At 73.7% G+C, this 17208-nt stretch carries 17 protein-coding genes; 15 read left to right on the top strand and 2 right to left on the bottom strand.

Translation table 11 applies throughout. From position 1 onward, the window contains the following. The first annotated feature begins 25 nt into the window (after positions 1–25). From ACFY23_RS23525 to ACFY23_RS23545, 5 genes are all read left to right on the top strand, one after another. The gene (locus tag ACFY23_RS23525) at positions 26–508 is read left to right on the top strand and encodes a UDP-N-acetylglucosamine--LPS N-acetylglucosamine transferase (protein WP_350684435.1); all 483 of its coding nucleotides are present in this window, start codon (positions 26–28) and stop codon (positions 506–508) included. A 74-nt stretch (positions 509–582) separates the two neighbouring features. After that, the gene (locus tag ACFY23_RS23530; protein ID WP_350684450.1) at positions 583–1197 is read left to right on the top strand and encodes a glycosyltransferase; all 615 of its coding nucleotides are present in this window, start codon (positions 583–585) and stop codon (positions 1195–1197) included. Further along, the gene (locus ACFY23_RS23535) at positions 1194–2114 is read left to right on the top strand and encodes a glycosyltransferase family 2 protein (protein WP_350684436.1); all 921 of its coding nucleotides are present in this window, start codon (positions 1194–1196) and stop codon (positions 2112–2114) included. The genes ACFY23_RS23530 and ACFY23_RS23535 overlap by 4 nt, the downstream gene beginning before the upstream one ends. Before the next feature lie 150 nt (positions 2115–2264). Further along, a complete protein-coding gene (gene aroC / locus ACFY23_RS23540; RefSeq protein WP_350684437.1) occupies positions 2265–3443 on the top strand; it encodes a chorismate synthase in 1179 nt (392 codons plus the stop codon). 31 nt (positions 3444–3474) lie between these two features. After that, positions 3475–3978, top strand: coding sequence for a shikimate kinase (locus ACFY23_RS23545; RefSeq protein ID WP_350684438.1), 504 nt, complete (start codon positions 3475–3477; stop codon positions 3976–3978). 103 nt (positions 3979–4081) lie between these two features. Here the strand turns inward: ACFY23_RS23545 and ACFY23_RS23550 are convergent, their stop codons facing one another. Further along, on the bottom strand, positions 4082–4810 hold the full coding sequence (locus ACFY23_RS23550) for an alpha/beta hydrolase (protein ID WP_350684439.1): 729 nt from the start codon (positions 4808–4810) through the stop codon (positions 4082–4084). A gap of 81 nt (positions 4811–4891) precedes the next feature. Between ACFY23_RS23550 and ACFY23_RS23555 the strand changes: the two genes are divergently transcribed. From ACFY23_RS23555 to nusB, 5 genes are all read left to right on the top strand, one after another. Beyond that, positions 4892–5857, top strand: a complete 966-nt coding sequence (locus tag ACFY23_RS23555; protein ID WP_350684440.1) for a YafY family protein — start codon at positions 4892–4894, stop codon at positions 5855–5857. A 110-nt stretch (positions 5858–5967) separates the two neighbouring features. Next, positions 5968–7044, top strand: coding sequence for a 3-dehydroquinate synthase (gene aroB, locus ACFY23_RS23560; RefSeq protein WP_350684441.1), 1077 nt, complete (start codon positions 5968–5970; stop codon positions 7042–7044). Then, a complete protein-coding gene (aroQ, locus tag ACFY23_RS23565; protein WP_350684442.1) occupies positions 7041–7499 on the top strand; it encodes a type II 3-dehydroquinate dehydratase in 459 nt (152 codons plus the stop codon). The genes aroB and aroQ overlap by 4 nt, the downstream gene beginning before the upstream one ends. 438 nt (positions 7500–7937) lie before the next feature. Next, positions 7938–8495, top strand: coding sequence for an elongation factor P (gene efp / locus ACFY23_RS23570; protein ID WP_091095583.1), 558 nt, complete (start codon positions 7938–7940; stop codon positions 8493–8495). A 23-nt stretch (positions 8496–8518) separates the two neighbouring features. Beyond that, positions 8519–8929: a transcription antitermination factor NusB gene (gene nusB, locus ACFY23_RS23575; RefSeq protein WP_176737511.1), complete on the top strand. Its 411-nt coding sequence runs from the start codon at positions 8519–8521 to the stop codon at positions 8927–8929. A gap of 112 nt (positions 8930–9041) precedes the next feature. Here nusB and ACFY23_RS23580 read toward each other — a convergent pair whose 3' ends face one another. Next, positions 9042–9530: a transcriptional regulator gene (locus tag ACFY23_RS23580; RefSeq protein WP_091436620.1), complete on the bottom strand. Its 489-nt coding sequence runs from the start codon at positions 9528–9530 to the stop codon at positions 9042–9044. Positions 9531–9813: 283 nt separating this feature from the next. Between ACFY23_RS23580 and pyrR the strand changes: the two genes are divergently transcribed. The 5 genes from pyrR to carB are packed head-to-tail and all read left to right on the top strand — an operon-like array spanning position 9814 to position 17205. Continuing rightward, positions 9814–10398, top strand: a complete 585-nt coding sequence (gene pyrR, locus ACFY23_RS23585; protein WP_350684443.1) for a bifunctional pyr operon transcriptional regulator/uracil phosphoribosyltransferase PyrR — start codon at positions 9814–9816, stop codon at positions 10396–10398. After that, positions 10395–11321, top strand: a complete 927-nt coding sequence (locus tag ACFY23_RS23590) for an aspartate carbamoyltransferase catalytic subunit (protein WP_350684444.1) — start codon at positions 10395–10397, stop codon at positions 11319–11321. The genes pyrR and ACFY23_RS23590 overlap by 4 nt, the downstream gene beginning before the upstream one ends. Continuing rightward, a complete protein-coding gene (locus ACFY23_RS23595) occupies positions 11318–12595 on the top strand; it encodes a dihydroorotase (protein WP_350684445.1) in 1278 nt (425 codons plus the stop codon). Before ACFY23_RS23590 ends, ACFY23_RS23595 begins: the two co-directional genes overlap by 4 nt. A gap of 58 nt (positions 12596–12653) precedes the next feature. Continuing rightward, positions 12654–13820: a glutamine-hydrolyzing carbamoyl-phosphate synthase small subunit gene (gene carA, locus ACFY23_RS23600; protein ID WP_350684446.1), complete on the top strand. Its 1167-nt coding sequence runs from the start codon at positions 12654–12656 to the stop codon at positions 13818–13820. Further along, on the top strand, positions 13813–17205 hold the full coding sequence (gene carB / locus ACFY23_RS23605; RefSeq protein ID WP_350819303.1) for a carbamoyl-phosphate synthase large subunit: 3393 nt from the start codon (positions 13813–13815) through the stop codon (positions 17203–17205). Before carA ends, carB begins: the two co-directional genes overlap by 8 nt. Positions 17206–17208 lie beyond the last annotated feature (3 nt).

A 17208-nucleotide genomic window follows, 5' to 3' on the forward strand; every position in this document is an offset into this window, starting at 1 on the left:
CCAAGCGAACGTTGTGGGGAGTCGCGTGGAAACGACAATCGAGGACGCCGGCGAGCCAGGAGTCCTGCTCCTGGTGGGCTCCAGCGGCGGACACCTGGCCCAACTGCTCGCCCTGCGGCCGTGGTACGCGCACTGGCGCCGCTGCTGGGTCACCTTCGACACGCCCGAGGCGGTCTCGCTGCTCGCCGGCGAGGACCTGGTCCCGGCGCACCACCCGACCACCCGCAACGTGCCGAACCTGCTGCGCAACGCCGTCCTGGCCTGGCGGGTGCTGCGGTCGCGCCGGGTCGCCGCCGTGGTGACCACGGGCGCCGGGGTCGCCGTGCCGTTCGTGGTGCTGGCCCGGCTGCGCCGCATCCCGACCGTCTACATCGAGGTGTACGACCGGATCGACACCCCGACCCTGACCGCCCGGCTCTGCCGCCCCTTCCTGTCCGCGATGCTCGTGCAGTGGGACGAGCAGCGCCGCCAGTACCCGGAGGCCATCGTCGTGGGGACCCTGCTGTGACCACCGAGAGCACCGGAACCGCCCCCGCGCACCGGGTCGCCCCCGGCCGTCCCCGGCCGTCGCCGGCGGGCCGGGTGCCCCGACCCCGCGACCCCGACGAGGTCGCCCGCGCCCGGCTGCTGGTCGCCGTGGGCACCGACAAGCACCCGTTCGACCGGCTGGCCGGCTGGCTGGAGGAGTGGCATCCCGGCGTCGCCGAGGAGGTCGGCCTGACCGTCCAGCACGGACACACGCGGGTGCCCGACGTCCCCGGGGCGGTGCCGTTCCTCGGCCACGACGAGCTCCAGACCGCCATGGCCGAGGCCGACCTGGTGGTCTGCCACGGCGGGCCGGCCACCATCCTGGAGGCCCGCCGGCACGGTCACCTGCCGATCGTGGTGCCACGGGACCCGACGCGGGGCGAGCACGTCGACGACCACCAGCAGCTCTTCGCCCGCCGCCTGGGCGCGGCCGGCATGGTGGCGCTGGCCGAGACCCGGGAGGCGCTGTTCGCGGCGCTCACCGCGGGGCTGGCGGACCCGTCCCGGTACGCCGTCGCGGCCGACCCCGCCGCGTCCGAGGCGCGCCGTGCCGCGGTGGAGCAGGTGGGGCGGATCGTGGAGGAACTGGTGGCCGCGTCGACCGGGCGACGGCGGCGGGCGAGGTGGCGGCCGTGGGCGCGGCCGGAGCGGAACGGGGAGCGGCGATGACCGGACACCCGAGCGTCAGCGTGGTGGTGCCGACCCGGGACCGGCCGGAGCTGCTCCGGGCCGCGGTGCGGGCCGTCCTCGACCAGGACCACCCCGGCCCGGTCGAGGTGGTCGTCGTGTACGACCGGTCCGAGCCGGACGGCTCGCTGGCCGAGCTGTCCCGCCCGGACCGCGTGGTGCGGGTGATCCGCAACGAGCGCACCCCCGGCCTGGCCGGCGCCCGCAACTCGGGCATCCTGGCGGCCACCGGGGAACTGGTCGCGTTCTGCGACGACGACGACGAGTGGCTGCCCGGCAAGCTGCGGGCCCAGGTCGCGGCCCTCGCCGCGGCCCCCCACGCGGAGTTCGTCAGCTGCGGCATCCGGGTCAGCTACGACGGGCACACCGTCGACCGGGCGCTGCCGAAGGATTCGGTCACCCTGGCCGACCTGCTCCGCGACCGGATGACCGAGCTGCACCCGTCCACCTTCCTGATCCGCGCCGCCGCGCTGCGGGACGGGTTCGGGCTGGTCGACGAGGAGATCCCGGGCAGCTACGCGGAGGACTACGAGTTCCTGCTCCGGGCCGCCCGCAGCGCGCCGCTGGTCAACCTCCGCACGCCGTACGTGCTGGTGCGCTGGCACAAGCGGTCCTACTTCGCGCAGCGCTGGGACACCATCTCCGAGGCGTTGCAGTGGCTGCTGGAGCGCTACCCCGAGTTCGGCACCCAGCCGGCCGGCGAGGCGCGGGTCACCGGGCAGATCGCCTTCGCCCGGGCCGCCTCCGGCGACCGGCGGGGCGCGATGCGGTGGGCCCGGCACACCATCCGGCGCAACCCGCGCGAGCCGCGGGCGTACCTCGCCCTCGCGGTGGCCGGGCGGGTGGTCCGCGCCGACGCGGTGCTGCGCACCCTGCACCGGCGCGGCCGGGGCATCTGAGCCGGCGCGGCGGCTGGCGAGAGCCGGGCGGCGCCGGAACCGGGACGCCGGGTCCGGCGCGCCGGCCGCTCGGCGGACGGCGGCGTCCGCAGGGCGGGACGCGGCGGGCACCGCACGCCGGCGGCCACCGGGCGTGACAGACTGACCGCTGTGTTGCGCTGGTTGACTGCAGGGGAATCGCACGGTCCCGCCCTCGTCGCGTTGCTGGAGGGCGTGCCCGCCGGCGTCGAGGTGACCACCGAAGACATCGCCGGCGAGCTGGCCCGGCGCCGGCTCGGCTACGGCCGCGGCGCCCGGATGTCGTTCGAGCAGGACGAGGTCGAGATCATCGGCGGGCTCCGGCACGGGGTGACCCTCGGCAGCCCGGTCGCGATCCGGGTCGGCAACTCCGAGTGGCCCAAGTGGCGCACCGTGATGGCCGCCGACCCGGTCGACCCGGCGGAACTGGCCAGCCAGGCCCGCAACGCGCCGCTCACCCGCCCCCGGCCGGGCCACGCCGACCTGGCCGGCATGCAGAAGTACGGCCACACCGACGCCCGGCCGATCCTGGAGCGGGCCAGCGCCCGGGAGACGGCCGCCCGGGTCGCCGTCGGCACCGTCGCCAAGGCGCTGGTCCGGCAGGCGCTCGGCATCGAGATCGTCTCCCACGTGGTCGAGCTGGGCCCGGTCGCCGCCAAGCCCGGGCTGCGCCCGACGCCCGAGGACGCCGCCCGCATCGACGCCGACCCGCTGCGCTGCCTCGACCCCGAGGCCAGCGCCCGGATGGTCGCCGAGGTCGACGCCGCGAAGAAGGCCGCCGACACCCTGGGCGGCGTGGTCGAGGTGCTGGCGTACGGGGTGCCGCCGGGCCTGGGCAGCCACGTGCAGTGGGACCGCAAGCTCGACGCCCGGCTCGCCACCGCGCTGATGTCCATCCAGGCGATCAAGGGCGTCGAGATCGGGGACGGCTGGCAGCAGGCGCGCTCCCGCGGCTCCGAGGCGCACGACGAGATCGTGCCCACCGCCACCGGCGTACGTCGGGTCACCGACCGGGCCGGCGGGCTGGAGGGCGGCATCACCACCGGCGAGCCGCTGCGGGTGAAGGCCGCGATGAAGCCGATCTCGTCGCTGAACCGGGCCCTGGCGACGGTCGACGTCACCACCGGCGAGCCGGCCACCGCCATCAACCAGCGCTCGGACGTCTGCGCGGTGCCCGCCGCCGCGGTCGTCGCCGAGGCGATGGTGGCGCTGGTGCTGGCCGAGGCGGCCACCGAGAAGTTCGGCGGCGACTCCGTCGCCGAGATCCGCCGCAACCTGGCCGGCTACCTCGACGCGATGGTGATCCGGTGAACGCGGGCGGGCCGGCGGGGCGGTGCCGCTGATGGCGCCGGTCTGCGTGCTGGTCGGGGCGCCGGGCTCCGGTAAGAGCACCGTCGGGCAGGCGCTCGCGGAGCTGCTCGGGGTCGAGTTCCGCGACACCGACGTGGACATCGAGCGGCTCGCCGGCAAGCCGATCCCGGAGATCTTCATCGACGAGGGCGAGGCCCACTTCCGTGCCCTCGAACGGGCGGCGGTGGCGGCGGCGCTGGCCTCCTGCGAGGGGGTGCTGGCCCTCGGCGGCGGCGCGGTCCTCGCCGAGGAGAACCGCGCCGCCCTGGTCGGGCACCCCGTGGTGCACCTGTCCGTGGAGCTGCCCGACGCCGTCAGGCGGGTCGGGCTGGGGGCGGGCCGCCCGCTGCTGGCGATCAACCCGCGGGCGACGCTGAAGCACCTGCTGGACCAGCGCCGCCCGCTCTACGCCGAGGTGGCCACCGCGACCGTGGTCACCGACGGGCGGACCCCGGAGGAGATCGCCGCCGAGGTCGCGGCGCTGCTGAAGCACTGAGCGGCCACCCGGTCGCGGCGCACGTGCGGCGTGCGCCGCGACCGGATCCGGCATGCGGAAACTGCCGCCGCACGGGCTCACGGTGTGGCCGCTCAGGCTGTCGTCAGCTCCCGGCGATCCGGTCGAGCACGTCGGCCAGGCCCTTCGGCTCGCTGAGCATCGGCCAGTGGCCGGTGGGCAGCGCGTGCAGCTGGCCGCCGGCCAGCCCCGCGAAGAACGGGTGCCCCTGCGCGATCATGCCCTCCACCACCTCCAGCGGGAAGGTGCTGGCGACCAGCGCGGTCGGCACCGCGCGCCCGCCGGTGCGGCGCACCGGGTCGGTGGCGGCGCGCAGCGGATGGGCGGTGGCACGCCGGCGCAGCAGCGCGAGCGCGGCGGCGTCCAGGCCGGCCAGGTTCTCCGGGTCCTCGGCCGGGTCCCAGGCGGGCGGGGGCAGCAGGTGGCCGTCGCCGATCCGGGCGCGCAGCCGCTCCTGCTCCTCCGGCGGGTTGGTGTCGAACTGCGACATGCCGTCCGGCATCGGCCCGCTCTCCACGTAGACCACCCGGGCGATCCGGTCCGGGACGCGGTCCGCCGCCTGGGTCACCGGCAGCCCGCCGCCGGAGTGCCCCACCAGCACCACGTCGTGCAGGTCCTCCACCTCGATCAGCCGGACGATGTCGGTGGTGTGCGTCTCCAGGCCCACCTCGGGGCCGGCCAGGTGGGCGCGCTCGGCCACCCCCGTCAGCGTCACCGGGTACACCTCGTGGCCCTGCTCGCGCAGCGCCGCGGTCACCTCCCGCCACGCCCAACCACCCAGCCAGAAGCCCGGAACCAGCACGAACGTCGCCATCTGCGCTCTCCCTCTGTCGTTGCTCCGGAGTACCGTACGATCGAATCCGGACGCTTTCCGCCCTATTTACAGGAGTGGTCCGTGTCACATCCCGCCGCCCGGGTGCTCGGCATGCTCGAGCTGCTCCAGAGCCACCACCGGCTCACCGGGGCCGAGCTGGCCCGCCGGCTGGCGGTGGACGAGCGCACCGTGCGGCGCTACGCCGCGACGCTGGCCGACCTGGGCATCCCGGTGGCCGCCGAGCGGGGCCGCCACGGCGGCTACCGGCTGCGCCCCGGCTACAAGCTGCCGCCGCTGATGCTCACCGACGACGAGGCGGTGGCCGTGCTGCTCGGGCTGGTCGCGGCCGAGCGGCTCGGGCTGGGCACCGAGGAACCGGCGACCGCCACCGCGCTGGCCAAGATCCGCCGGGTGCTCCCGTCCGCGCTGGGCGACCGGCTCGCCGCCGTGCAGGAGCACCTCGGCTTCACGCTGCGGCCCTCCGTGGCGCAGGCCCGTCCGGCGACCGGGACGTTGCTGGCCCTCGGCGCGGCCGCGCGGCACCGGCGCCGGGTGCGGCTGGACTACCGCTCCTGGTCCGGCGTGCCCTCCCGACGGCAGCTCGACCCGTACGGGCTGGTCTTCCACGCCGGCCGGTGGTACGTGACGGGGCACGACCACCTGCGCGGGGAGGTGCGCACGTTCCGCCTGGACCGCATCGGCGAGGTGGAGACGGGGGCCGAGACCTTCGTCGTGCCCGACGGCTTCGACCCGGTGGCCCAGGTGGCCCGCTCGCTGGCCGGCGTGCCCTACGCCCACGACGTCGAGGTGCTGCTGGAGACCGACCTGGCGACCGCCCGACGCCGGGTCCCGCCGAGCGTGGCCGAGCTGACGGAAAGCGCCGACGGGGTGCTGTTGCGCGCCCGCGCGGAGAACCTCGACGGGATGGCCCAGCTGCTCTCCGGGTTGGGCTGGCCGTTCACCGTGTTGAGCCCGGACGCCCTGCGTACCGCGGTGACCGAGCACGCCCGCCGGCTCGCCGGTTGGGCCGGACGGACGCCGGGCTGACCCGGCCGCCGGCGGGACGGTCGCCCGGCGCCGACGGTCACGGCGGGCCGGGTGGCCACCACGTGGACAGTCCCGGCCCGGGACCGGACGGCTGGACTAGGCTGCCGGCGATGGACGAAATGACCCGGATCCCGGTCGGCGGCGAGCGCCCGTACGACGTGCTGGTGGGACGCGACCTGCTCGACGCGCTGCCCGGCCTGCTGCCGGGCGCGACCCGGGTGGCGGTGCTGCACGCGCCCCCGCTCAAGGAGCTGGCCGACGCGATCGGCGACCGGCTGCGCGCGGCCGGCGTCGCGCCGCTGCCGATCGAGGTGCCGGACGCCGAGGCGGGCAAGCACATCCACGTCGCCGCGGCCTGCTGGGACAAGCTGGGCGAGGCCGGGTTCACCCGCACCGACGCGGTGGTCGGGGTGGGCGGCGGCGCCGTCACCGACCTGGCCGGCTTCGTGGCGGCGTCCTGGCTGCGCGGCGTGCGCTGGGTGCCGGTGGCGACCTCGCTGCTGGGCATGGTCGACGCCGCGGTGGGCGGCAAGACCGGGATCAACACCTCGGCCGGGAAGAACCTGGTGGGCGCGTTCCACCCGCCGGTCGGGGTCCTCGCCGACCTGGCCACCCTCGACAGCCTGCCCCCGGCCGACCTCGCCGCCGGCCTCGCCGAGGTGGTCAAGTGCGGGTTCATCGCCGACCCGGTGATCCTCGACCTGGTGGAACGGGACCCGGCGGCGGCCACCGACCCGACCGGCCCGGTGACCCGGGAGCTGATCGAACGGGCGATCCGGGTCAAGGCCGACGTGGTCTCCGGCGACCTGCGCGAGTCGGGCGTGCGCGAGGTGCTCAACTACGGCCACACCCTCGCCCACGCCATCGAGAAGGAGGAGGGCTACCGCTGGCGGCACGGGCACGCGGTGGCCGTCGGCATGGTCTACGCCGGTGAGCTGGCGCGGCTCGCCGGCCGGCTGGACGCCGCCACGGCCGAGCGGCACCGCTCGGCGATGGCGGCGTTGGGCCTGCCCACCAGCTACCGGGCCGACGCCTGGCCCCGGCTGCTGGCCACGATGCGGGTGGACAAGAAGGCCCGGGGCAGCCAGCTGCGCTTCGTGGTGCTGGACGGGCTGGCCCGCCCCGCCATCCTCGAGGGCCCGGCGGACGACCTGCTCGAGGCGGCCTACCGCGAGGTCGCGGCATGAGGGTCTACGTGCTCAACGGCCCCAACCTCGGCCGGCTCGGCACCCGCCAGCCGGACGTCTACGGCGCCACGAGCTACGCGGATCTCGTGGCGCTCTGCGAGGCGACCGGGCGCGAACTCGGCCTGGACGTGGTTGTCCGGCAGACCGACGCCGAGCACGAGCTGCTGGGCTGGCTGCACGCCGCCGCCGACGAGGGGGCGGCGGTGGTGCTCAACCCGGCGGCCTGGTCGCACTACTCGTACGCCGTCCGCGACGCCTGCGCCATGCTGCGGGGGCCGCTGGTCGAGGTGCACATCTCCAACATCCACGCCCGGGAGGAGTTCCGGCACCACTCCGTGGTCTCCGCGGTCGCGACCGGGGTGATCTGCGGGCTCGGCGTCGACGGCTACCGCCTGGCCCTGCACCACCTGGCCAACCGGCCGCCTGGGCGGGATTCCGGTCAGTCGTCGCGCTGAGTGACGCTCGACGCCAGTCACTCTCCGTCGCCAGTTTCTTCGCGTGTGTGGAACGCCTCACGGACGCTTTGCTCTGCACCCGAATACGCACCGGCGGTCTGAGCTGGGAGTCTTCGGTCGGCTGCGGAGGGCCGCTGCGCGACAAATGTCACACAGGGTGAGTGGTGCGTCCGTGGGTGCAGAGCAAAGGGCGCGCAAGGTGTGGGCGCGGCGGGCGATCTCCATGTGCGGAGAGTGACGGAGCGGGTGGGGGAGGCGGCCGGCGGCTCGGGGCGGGCGCCGGCAGGCGGACGCGACGGACGGACGACAACGGCGGACGACAACGGGCGGGCGACGGACATACGGCGGGGGCGGGCGGCGGTGGACGGCGGGCAGCGGCGCGCGGCGCAACTAGTAGACTTGCCAGGTCTGTCCGCCAATTGATGATCAAGGCAGGAAATGGCCACCACCAACGACCTGAAGAACGGCCTGGTACTCAACCTCGACGGAGAGCTCTGGGCCGTCGTCGAGTTCCAGCACGTCAAGCCCGGTAAGGGTGGTGCGTTCGTGCGTACCACGCTGAAGAACGTGCTGTCCGGCAAGGTGGTCGACAAGACCTTCAACGCGGGCACCAAGGTCGAGACCGCGACCGTGGACAAGCGCACGATGCAGTACCTCTACGCCGACGGCGAGGACTACGTCTTCATGGACCTGGAGACGTTCGACCAGATCACCGTCCCCGGCGGCACGGTCGGCGAGGCGGCGAACTACCTGCTGCCCGAGGCCGAGGCGACCGTCGCCACCCACGAGGGCGTCCCGCTCTACATCGAGCTGCCGACCAGCGTCGTGCTGGAGGTCACCTACACCGAGCCGGGTCTGCAGGGCGACCGGTCGACCGGCGGCAACAAGCCGGCCACCGTCGAGACGGGCGCGACCGTGCAGGTCCCGCTCTTCATCACCACCGGCGAGAAGATCAAGGTCGACACCCGCGACGGCCGTTACCTCGGCCGCGCCTGATGGCCGAGGGTCCCAAGCAGCAGATGCCTGCGCGCCGCAAGGCGCGCAAGCGGGCGCTGGACGTGCTCTTCGAAGCCGACCTGCGGGACCGCCCGCCGGTCGAGGTGCTCGCCGGCTACATCGAGCGGATCGAGAAGCCCCGGCCGGAGCACCTGGGATACGCGGTGAGCCTGGTCGAGGGGGTGGCCGCGCACCTCGACCGGATCGACGAGGTGATCGCCAGCTACGCCGAGGGCTGGACGCTCGACCGGATGCCCGTGGTCGACCGCAACCTGGCCCGCATCGCGGTCTACGAGCTGCTCTACGTTGACGAGATCGACGACGCGGTGGCGATCAGCGAGGCCGTCGAGCTGGCCCGGCAGATGTCGACCGACGACTCCCCGCGCTTCCTCAACGGGATCCTCGGCCGCATCGCCGAGTACGCCACCCGCTGAGCCGGCCCGCAGCATTCCCGGCATCCGCGGCGTCCCCGCCGCCGGCCGCCGGGTGACACGTACGACGGAAAGGGCCCGTGCCGGACGGCACGGGCCCTTCTCGCGGTCGGGCTCAGGAGGCGAAGAACGCCCGCGGGTCGGCGACCAGCACACCGTGCTCGGTGAGCCGCTCGATCAGGCCGGACGGCGAGGCGTCGTAGACGATCGCGAGCGCGCGCAGGTCGTCGGCGCGGATCGAGAGCACCCGGCCGTTGTAGTCACCGCGCTGCTGCTGGATGGCGCGGGCGTAGCGGGCGACGTAGGCCAGCTCCTCGGACGCCTCGTCGTACAGCCGCTCCAGGTCCAGGACGATCTTGCTGGTGGGCTCGTGGCGCACCCCGCTGCCGTCGGGCAGCAGCTCCGAGACGGGAACGCGGTAGAAGTCGGCCAGCTCGGCCAGGCGCGACACCGTGACGGCGCGGTCGCCGCGCTCGTACGAGCCGACCACCACCGCCTTCCACCGCCCGTTCGACTTCTCCTCCACGCCCTGCAGGGACAGGCCCTGCTGCTGGCGGATGGAGCGCAGGCGGGCGCCCAGAGACTTGGCGTATTCAGAGGGCATTCGGACACTCCCAGTGCTGCTCGGGTTTCCCCAGCGATCGCTACGGAGCGTGACGGTACGGGGATTGCGACACGTGGTCAAGTGGTCGTGACCGTACCGTTGGGGACCGTCGGGAGAGTTGTCCCGTTTCGTCGGCTGATTGGGGGGTCAGTGGCCGGCGGCGGTTGGCGCGGTGACCACTGGTAACGTGGCGTGAAGCCCCGGTACGGGCCGCTCGCGGTCCGGCGCCGGAATCCGACGTCCTTTAACGACCCGTCCCGTGAGGCGGGGAAGGAGGTCCGCCGTGGCCTACCCATCGGCTGCCCAGTCGTCGCCGCCGCGACAACCCTCGGTGAAGGTGATCCTCGCCAGCGCCGACGTCCAGCGCGTGGTCGACCGCATCGCCCACCAGATCCTGGAGAAGACCCAGGGCGCCGCGAACACCGTCCTGCTCGGCATCCCCACCCGGGGCGCCCCGCTCGCGAAGCGGCTCGCCGCCCGGATCAGCACCTTCGAGGACGTGACCGTCCCGGTCGGCGTGCTCGACATCACGCTCTACCGCGACGACCTGCGCCGGCACGCCACCCGCGCGGTCGGGCCGACCCAGGTGCCGCCCGGCGGCATCGACGGCAAGCGGGTCATCCTCGTCGACGACGTGCTCTTCTCCGGCCGGACGGTGCGGGCCGCCCTCGACGCGCTCAACGACGTGGGGCGACCGGCGTCCGTCCAACTCGCCGTCCTGGTCGACCGGGGGCACCGCGAGCTGCCGATCCGCGCCGACTACGTGGGCAAGAACATCCCGACCTCCCTGACGGAGAGCGTGAAGGTCACCCTCGCGGAGACCGACGGCACCGACGAGGTCAAGCTGTACGGGGGGACGCCCGCATGATCAGGCACCTGCTCTCCGGCGCCGACCTCGACGCCGCCACGGCCACCCAGATCCTGGACACCGCCGCCGAGATGGCCACCGTCGCCGGCCGGGAGGTCAAGAAGCTGCCCGCGCTGCGGGGGCGCACCGTGGTGAACCTCTTCTACGAGGACTCGACCCGGACCCGGATCTCGTTCGAGGCGGCGGCGAAGCGGCTCAGCGCCGACGTGATCAACTTCTCGGCCAAGGGCTCCAGCGTGGCGAAGGGCGAGAGCCTCAAGGACACCGCGCTGACCCTCCAGGCGATGGGCGCCGACGCGGTGGTCGTCCGGCACCCCGCCTCCGGCGCACCGCACCGGCTCGCCGACTGGGTCGACGGCTCGGTGGTCAACGCCGGCGACGGCACCCACGAGCACCCCACCCAGGCGCTGCTCGACGCGTACACGATGCGCTCCCGGCTGGGCCGGCTGGCCGGCCTGTCGGTCGCGGTGGTCGGGGACGTGCTGCACAGCCGGGTGGCCCGCTCCAACGTGCTGCTGCTGTCCACCCTCGGCGCCAAGGTGACCCTGGTCGGTCCGCCCACCCTCATCCCGATCGACGTCGCGCAGGCGCTCGCGCCCGGCACCGACGTCTCCTACGACCTCGACGCGGTGCTGCCGCAGTCGGACGTGGTGATGATGCTGCGGGTGCAGCGGGAGCGGATGAACGACTCCTACTTCCCGTCCGCCCGCGAGTACGCCCGCCGCTACGGTCTGGACGGCCCGCGGATGCGGCGGCTGCCCGAGCACGCGATCGTCATGCACCCCGGCCCGATGAACCGGGGCATGGAGATCACGCCCGAGGTCGCCGACTCGCCCCGCTCCACCATCGTCGAACAGGTCACCAACGGGGTCTCCGTCCGGATGGCCGTCCTCTACCTGCTGCTCGGGGGGAACAACCGGTGAGCTCGTACCTGATCAAGAACGTGAGCGTCGTCGGCGCCGCGCCGACCGACCTGCTGATCCGCGACGGCGTCGTCGCGGCCGTCGGCGCCGGGCTGGACGCGCCGGACGCCACCGTCGTCGACGGCACCGGGCTGGTCGCCCTGCCCGGCCTGGTCGACCTGCACACCCACCTGCGCGAGCCGGGCCGGGAGGACGCCGAGACCGTCGAGTCCGGGTCCCGGGCGGCGGCGCTCGGCGGATACACCGCCGTCTGCGCGATGGCGAACACCTCGCCGGTCGCCGACACCGCCGGCGTGGTCGAGCAGGTCTGGCGGCTCGGCCGGGAGGCCGGGCTGGTCGACGTGCAGCCGATCGGCGCGGTCACCGTCGGCCTGGCCGGCGAGCAGCTCGCCGAGCTGGGCGCGATGGCCGACTCGGCGGCCCGGGTGCGGATCTTCTCCGACGACGGGCACTGCGTCGCGGACCCGAAGCTGATGCGCCGCGCCCTGGAGTACGTGAAGGCGTTCGACGGGATCATCGCCCAGCACGCCGAGGAGCCCCGGCTCACCGAGGGCGCGCAGATGCACGAGGGCGAGGTGTCGACCCGGCTCGGCCTGACCGGCTGGCCGGCGGTCGCCGAGGAGGCGATCATCGCGCGGGATGTGCTGCTCGCCGAGCACGTCGGCAGCCGGCTGCACGTCTGCCACGTCTCCACCGCCGGCAGCGTCGAGGTGCTGCGCCAGGCCAAGGCCCGGGGTGTCCGGGTCACCGCCGAGGTGACCCCGCACCACCTGCTGCTCACCGACGAGCGGGCGGAGACCTACGACCCGGTCTACAAGGTCAACCCGCCGCTGCGCACCGCGACCGACATCGCCGCGCTGCGGGCCGCCCTGGTCGAGGGCGTGATCGACATCGTCGCCACCGACCACGCCCCGCACGCCGTGGAGGACAAGGAGTGCGAGTGGGCGTACGCCCGGCCGGGCATGCTCGGCCTGGAGACGGCGCTCTCCATCGCCCTCGACGTGCTCGGCCCCGAGTGGGACCTGATCGCCGAGCGGATGTCGCGCACCCCGGCCCGGATCGCCGGCCTGGAGGGGCACGGCCTCGACCCGGCGCCCGGCGTGCCCGCCAACCTGACCCTGGTCGACCCGGCCGCCCGCCGCACCATCGAGCCGGCGGAACTGGCCAGTCGCAGTCGCAACACCCCGTATGCCCGCATGACGCTGCCAGGTCGCATCGTGGCGACCTTCCTGCGTGGCGAGCCGACGGTCCTGGACGGAAAGGCTGTCAAGTGATCCGAGCGAGGAGTGCAGCGGAGCGGAGCCCCGCAGTCCGGATCGAAGGAGACGCAGCATGAGCAACCGCAGACGTTCCGCGATCCTCGTCCTGGAGGACGGGCGCACGTTCCACGGCGAGGCGTACGGCAGCGCCGGGGAGACCTTCGGCGAGGCCGTCTTCAACACCGGCATGACCGGCTACCAGGAGACCCTGACCGACCCCTCCTACCACCGGCAGGTGGTCGTGCAGACCGCCCCGCACATCGGCAACACCGGCGTCAACGGCGAGGACGACGAGTCCGGCCGGATCTGGGTCGCCGGCTACGTGGTCCGCGACCCGGCCCGGATCGGCTCGAACTGGCGGGCCACCGGCGGGCTGGAGGACCGGCTGGCCGCCGAGGGCGTGGTCGGCATCAGCGGCGTCGACACCCGGGCGCTGACCCGGCACCTGCGCGAGCGTGGCGCGATGCGGGTCGGCATCTCCAGCGTCGAGGCCGACCCGCGGGCCCTGCTGGCCCGCGTGCGGCAGGCCCCGGAGATGGTCGGCGCGGACCTCTCGGCCGAGGTGACCACCGCGAAGCCGTACGTGGTGGCGGCCGAGGGCGAGCACCGCTTCACGGTGGCCGCGCTGGACCTGGGCATCAAGCGCAACGTGCCGCGCCGGTTGGCCGCGCGTGGGGTCACCACCCACGTGCTGCCCGCCACGTCCACCATCGACGACCTGCTCGCCACCGGCGCGGACGCGGTCTTCTTCTCGCCCGGCCCCGGCGACCCGGCCACCGCGGACGCGCCGGTGGCGCTGGCCCGCGAGGTGCTGCGCCGGAAGGTGCCGCTGTTCGGCATCTGCTTCGGCAGCCAGATCCTCGGCCGGGCGCTCGGCTTCGGCACGTACAAGCTGGGCTACGGCCACCGCGGCATCAACCAGCCGGTGCTCGACCGGGTCACCGGCAAGGTCGAGGTGACCAGCCACAACCACGGCTTCGCGGTCGAGGTCCCGGGCGCGCGGCAGGGCGCGGTCGTACCCGATCAGGTGATCGAGACCGAGTTCGGTGGCGTCCAGGTCAGTCACGTCTGCCTCAATGACAACGTGGTCGAGGGGCTGCGGGCCAAGGACGTGCCCGCCTTCACCGTCCAGTACCACCCGGAAGCGGCAGCCGGTCCGCACGACGCGGACTACCTCTTCGACCGCTTCGCCGAGCTGATCGAGGGCCGGACCCAGAACGAGGGGCGTACACATGCCTAAGCGGACCGATCTCAAGCACATCCTGGTGATCGGCTCCGGGCCGATCGTGATCGGGCAGGCCTGCGAGTTCGACTACTCCGGCACCCAGGCCTGCCGGGTGCTGCGCAGCGAGGGGATCCGGGTCAGCCTGGTCAACTCGAACCCGGCGACGATCATGACGGACCCGGAGTTCGCCGACGCCACCTACGTCGAGCCGATCACCCCGGAGTTCGTCGAGCTGGTCATCGCCAAGGAGCGCCCGGACGCGATCCTGCCCACCCTGGGCGGGCAGACCGCGCTGAACACCGCGGTCGCCCTGCACGAGGCGGGCGTGCTGGAGAAGTACGGCGTCGAGCTGATCGGTGCCAACATCGAGGCGATCAACCGGGGCGAGGACCGGCAGCTGTTCAAGGACATCGTCGCCAAGGCCGGCGTACGGCTGGGCCTGGACGACCCGTCCGGCCTGGTGCCCCGGTCCCGGGTCTGCCACTCGATGGAGGAGGTCGAGGCCACCGTCGCCGAGCTGGGCCTGCCGGTGGTGATCCGGCCGTCGTTCACGATGGGCGGCCTCGGCTCCGGCATGGCGCACACCCCGGAGGAGCTGGCCCGCATCGCCGGCGACGGGCTGGCCGCCAGCCCGGTGCACGAGGTGCTGATCGAGGAGAGCGTGCTCGGCTGGAAGGAGTACGAGCTCGAACTCATGCGCGACCGGCACGACAACGTGGTGGTCGTCTGCTCGATCGAGAACGTGGACCCGATGGGGGTGCACACCGGCGACAGCGTCACCGTGGCCCCGGCCATGACGCTGACCGACCGGGAGTACCAGCGGCTGCGCGACCTGGGCATCGCGGTGCTGCGCGAGGTCGGCGTGGACACCGGCGGCTGCAACATCCAGTTCGCGGTGAACCCGGCCGACGGCCGGATCGTCGTGATCGAGATGAACCCCCGGGTGTCCCGGTCGTCGGCGCTGGCCTCCAAGGCCACCGGCTTCCCGATCGCGAAGATCGCCGCGAAGCTGGCCATCGGCTACACCCTGGACGAGATCCCCAACGACATCACGCTGAAGACCCCGGCGGCGTTCGAGCCGACGCTGGACTACGTGGTGGTGAAGATCCCCCGGTTCGCGTTCGAGAAGTTCCCCGGCGCGGACCCGGAGCTGACCACCACGATGAAGTCCGTCGGCGAGGCGATGAGCCTGGGCCGCAACTTCAGCGAGGCGCTGAACAAGGCGATGCGCTCGCTGGAGACCAAGGCGGGCGGCTTCTGGACGCTGCCCGACCCGGCCGGCGCGACGAAGGAGAACACCCTCGCCGCGCTGCGGATGCCGCACGACGGCCGGCTCTACACCGTGGAGCGGGCGCTGCGGCTGGGCGCCTCGATCGCCGAGGTGACCGCCGCGTCCGGCGGGATCGACCCGTGGTTCCTGGACCAGATCGCCGCCCTGGTCGAGCTGCGCGCGGAGATCGTGGACGCCCCGGTGCTCGACGGCGACCTGCTGCGCCGGGCCAAGCGGGCCGGCCTGTCCGACCGGCAGCTGGCCGCGCTGCGTCCGGAGCTGGCCGCCGAGGACGGCGTACGCACGCTGCGGCACCGCCTGGACGTCCGCCCGGTCTACAAGACCGTGGACACCTGCGCCGCCGAGTTCGAGGCGACCACGCCCTACCACTACTCCTCCTACGACTCCGAGACGGAGGTCGTCGGGTCGGACCGGCCGAAGGTGCTGATTCTCGGCTCCGGGCCGAACCGGATCGGGCAGGGCATCGAGTTCGACTACTCCTGCGTGCACGCGGTGCAGGCGCTGCGAAGCGCGCCGATCGGCACAGCCGCTGCGTCCGCTTCCGGCGCCGCAGGCGCCGGTTTCGAGACCGTGATGGTCAACTGCAACCCGGAGACGGTCTCCACCGACTACGACACGGCCGACCGGCTCTACTTCGAGCCGCTCACCTTCGAGGACGTGCTGGAGGTCTGGCACGCGGAGGACTCCTCCGGCAGGGCGGCCGGCGGGCCGGGCGTGGTCGGGGTGATCGTGCAGCTCGGCGGGCAGACCCCGCTGGGCCTGGCGCAGCGGCTCAAGGACGCGGGCGTGCCCGTCGTCGGCACCTCCCCGGAGTCGATCCACCTGGCCGAGGAGCGGGGCGCGTTCGGGGCGGTGCTGGCCCGGGCCGGGCTGCGCGCCCCGGCACACGGCACCGCCACCTCGTACGACGAGGCGAAGGCGATCGCCGACGAGATCGGCTACCCGGTGCTGGTCCGGCCGTCGTACGTGCTGGGCGGGCGCGGCATGGAGATCGTCTACGACGACGCGACGCTGCGCGACTACATCGGGCGGGCCACCGACATCTCCCCGGACCACCCGGTGCTGGTGGACCGGTTCCTCGACGACGCCATCGAGATCGACGTGGACGCGCTCTGCGACGCCGACGGCGAGGTCTACCTCGGCGGCGTCATGGAGCACATCGAGGAGGCCGGCATCCACTCCGGCGACTCGTCCTGCTCGCTGCCGCCGATCACCCTGGCCGGCTCGCACGTGGCGCAGGTCCGCCGCTACACCGAGGCGATCGCCCGGGGCATCGGCGTGCGGGGCCTGCTCAACGTGCAGTACGCGCTGAAGGACGACGTGCTCTACGTGCTGGAGGCGAACCCCCGCGCGTCCCGGACGGTCCCGTTCGTCTCCAAGGCCACGGCGGTGCCGCTGGCGAAGGCGGCGGCCCGGATCGCGCTCGGCGCCACCATCGCCGAGCTGCGCGCCGAGGGGCTGCTCCCGGCCACCGGGGACGGCGGCTCGCTGCCGGCCGGCGCCCCGATCGCGGTCAAGGAGGCGGTGCTGCCGTTCAAGCGGTTCCGCACCCCGACGGGCAAGGGCATGGACTCGCTGCTCGGGCCGGAGATGAAGTCGACCGGCGAGGTGATGGGCATCGACACGGCCTTCGGGGTCGCCTTCGCCAAGTCGCAGTCGGCCGCGTACGGCTCGCTGCCGACCGCCGGGAAGATCTTCGTCTCGGTCGCCAACCGGGACAAGCGCGGCATGATCTTCCCGGTGAAGCGCCTGGCCGACCTCGGGTTCGAGATCGTCGCCACCACCGGCACCGCCGAGGTGCTGCGCCGGCACGGCATCGCCTGCGAGCAGATCCGCAAGCACTACGAGTCCGGCGCGGGCGAGGACGCGGTGTCGCTGATTCTCGGCGGCGACGTCGCCCTGGTCATCAACACCCCGCAGGGCTCGGGCGCGAGCGCCCGCTCGGACGGCTACGAGATCCGCAGCGCCGCCGTCACGGCGGACATCCCGTGCATCACCACGGTGCCGGGCGCGGCGGCGGCGGTGATGGGCATCGAGGCGCGCATCCGCGGCGACATGCAGGTCCGCCCCCTCCAGGAGCTGCACGCCGCCCTGCGGGCCGCCGAGTGACCG

Source organism: Micromonospora sp. NPDC000121, assembly GCF_042899165.1.
In the GTDB taxonomy this organism is placed as follows: Bacteria; Actinomycetota; Actinomycetes; order Mycobacteriales; family Micromonosporaceae; genus Micromonospora.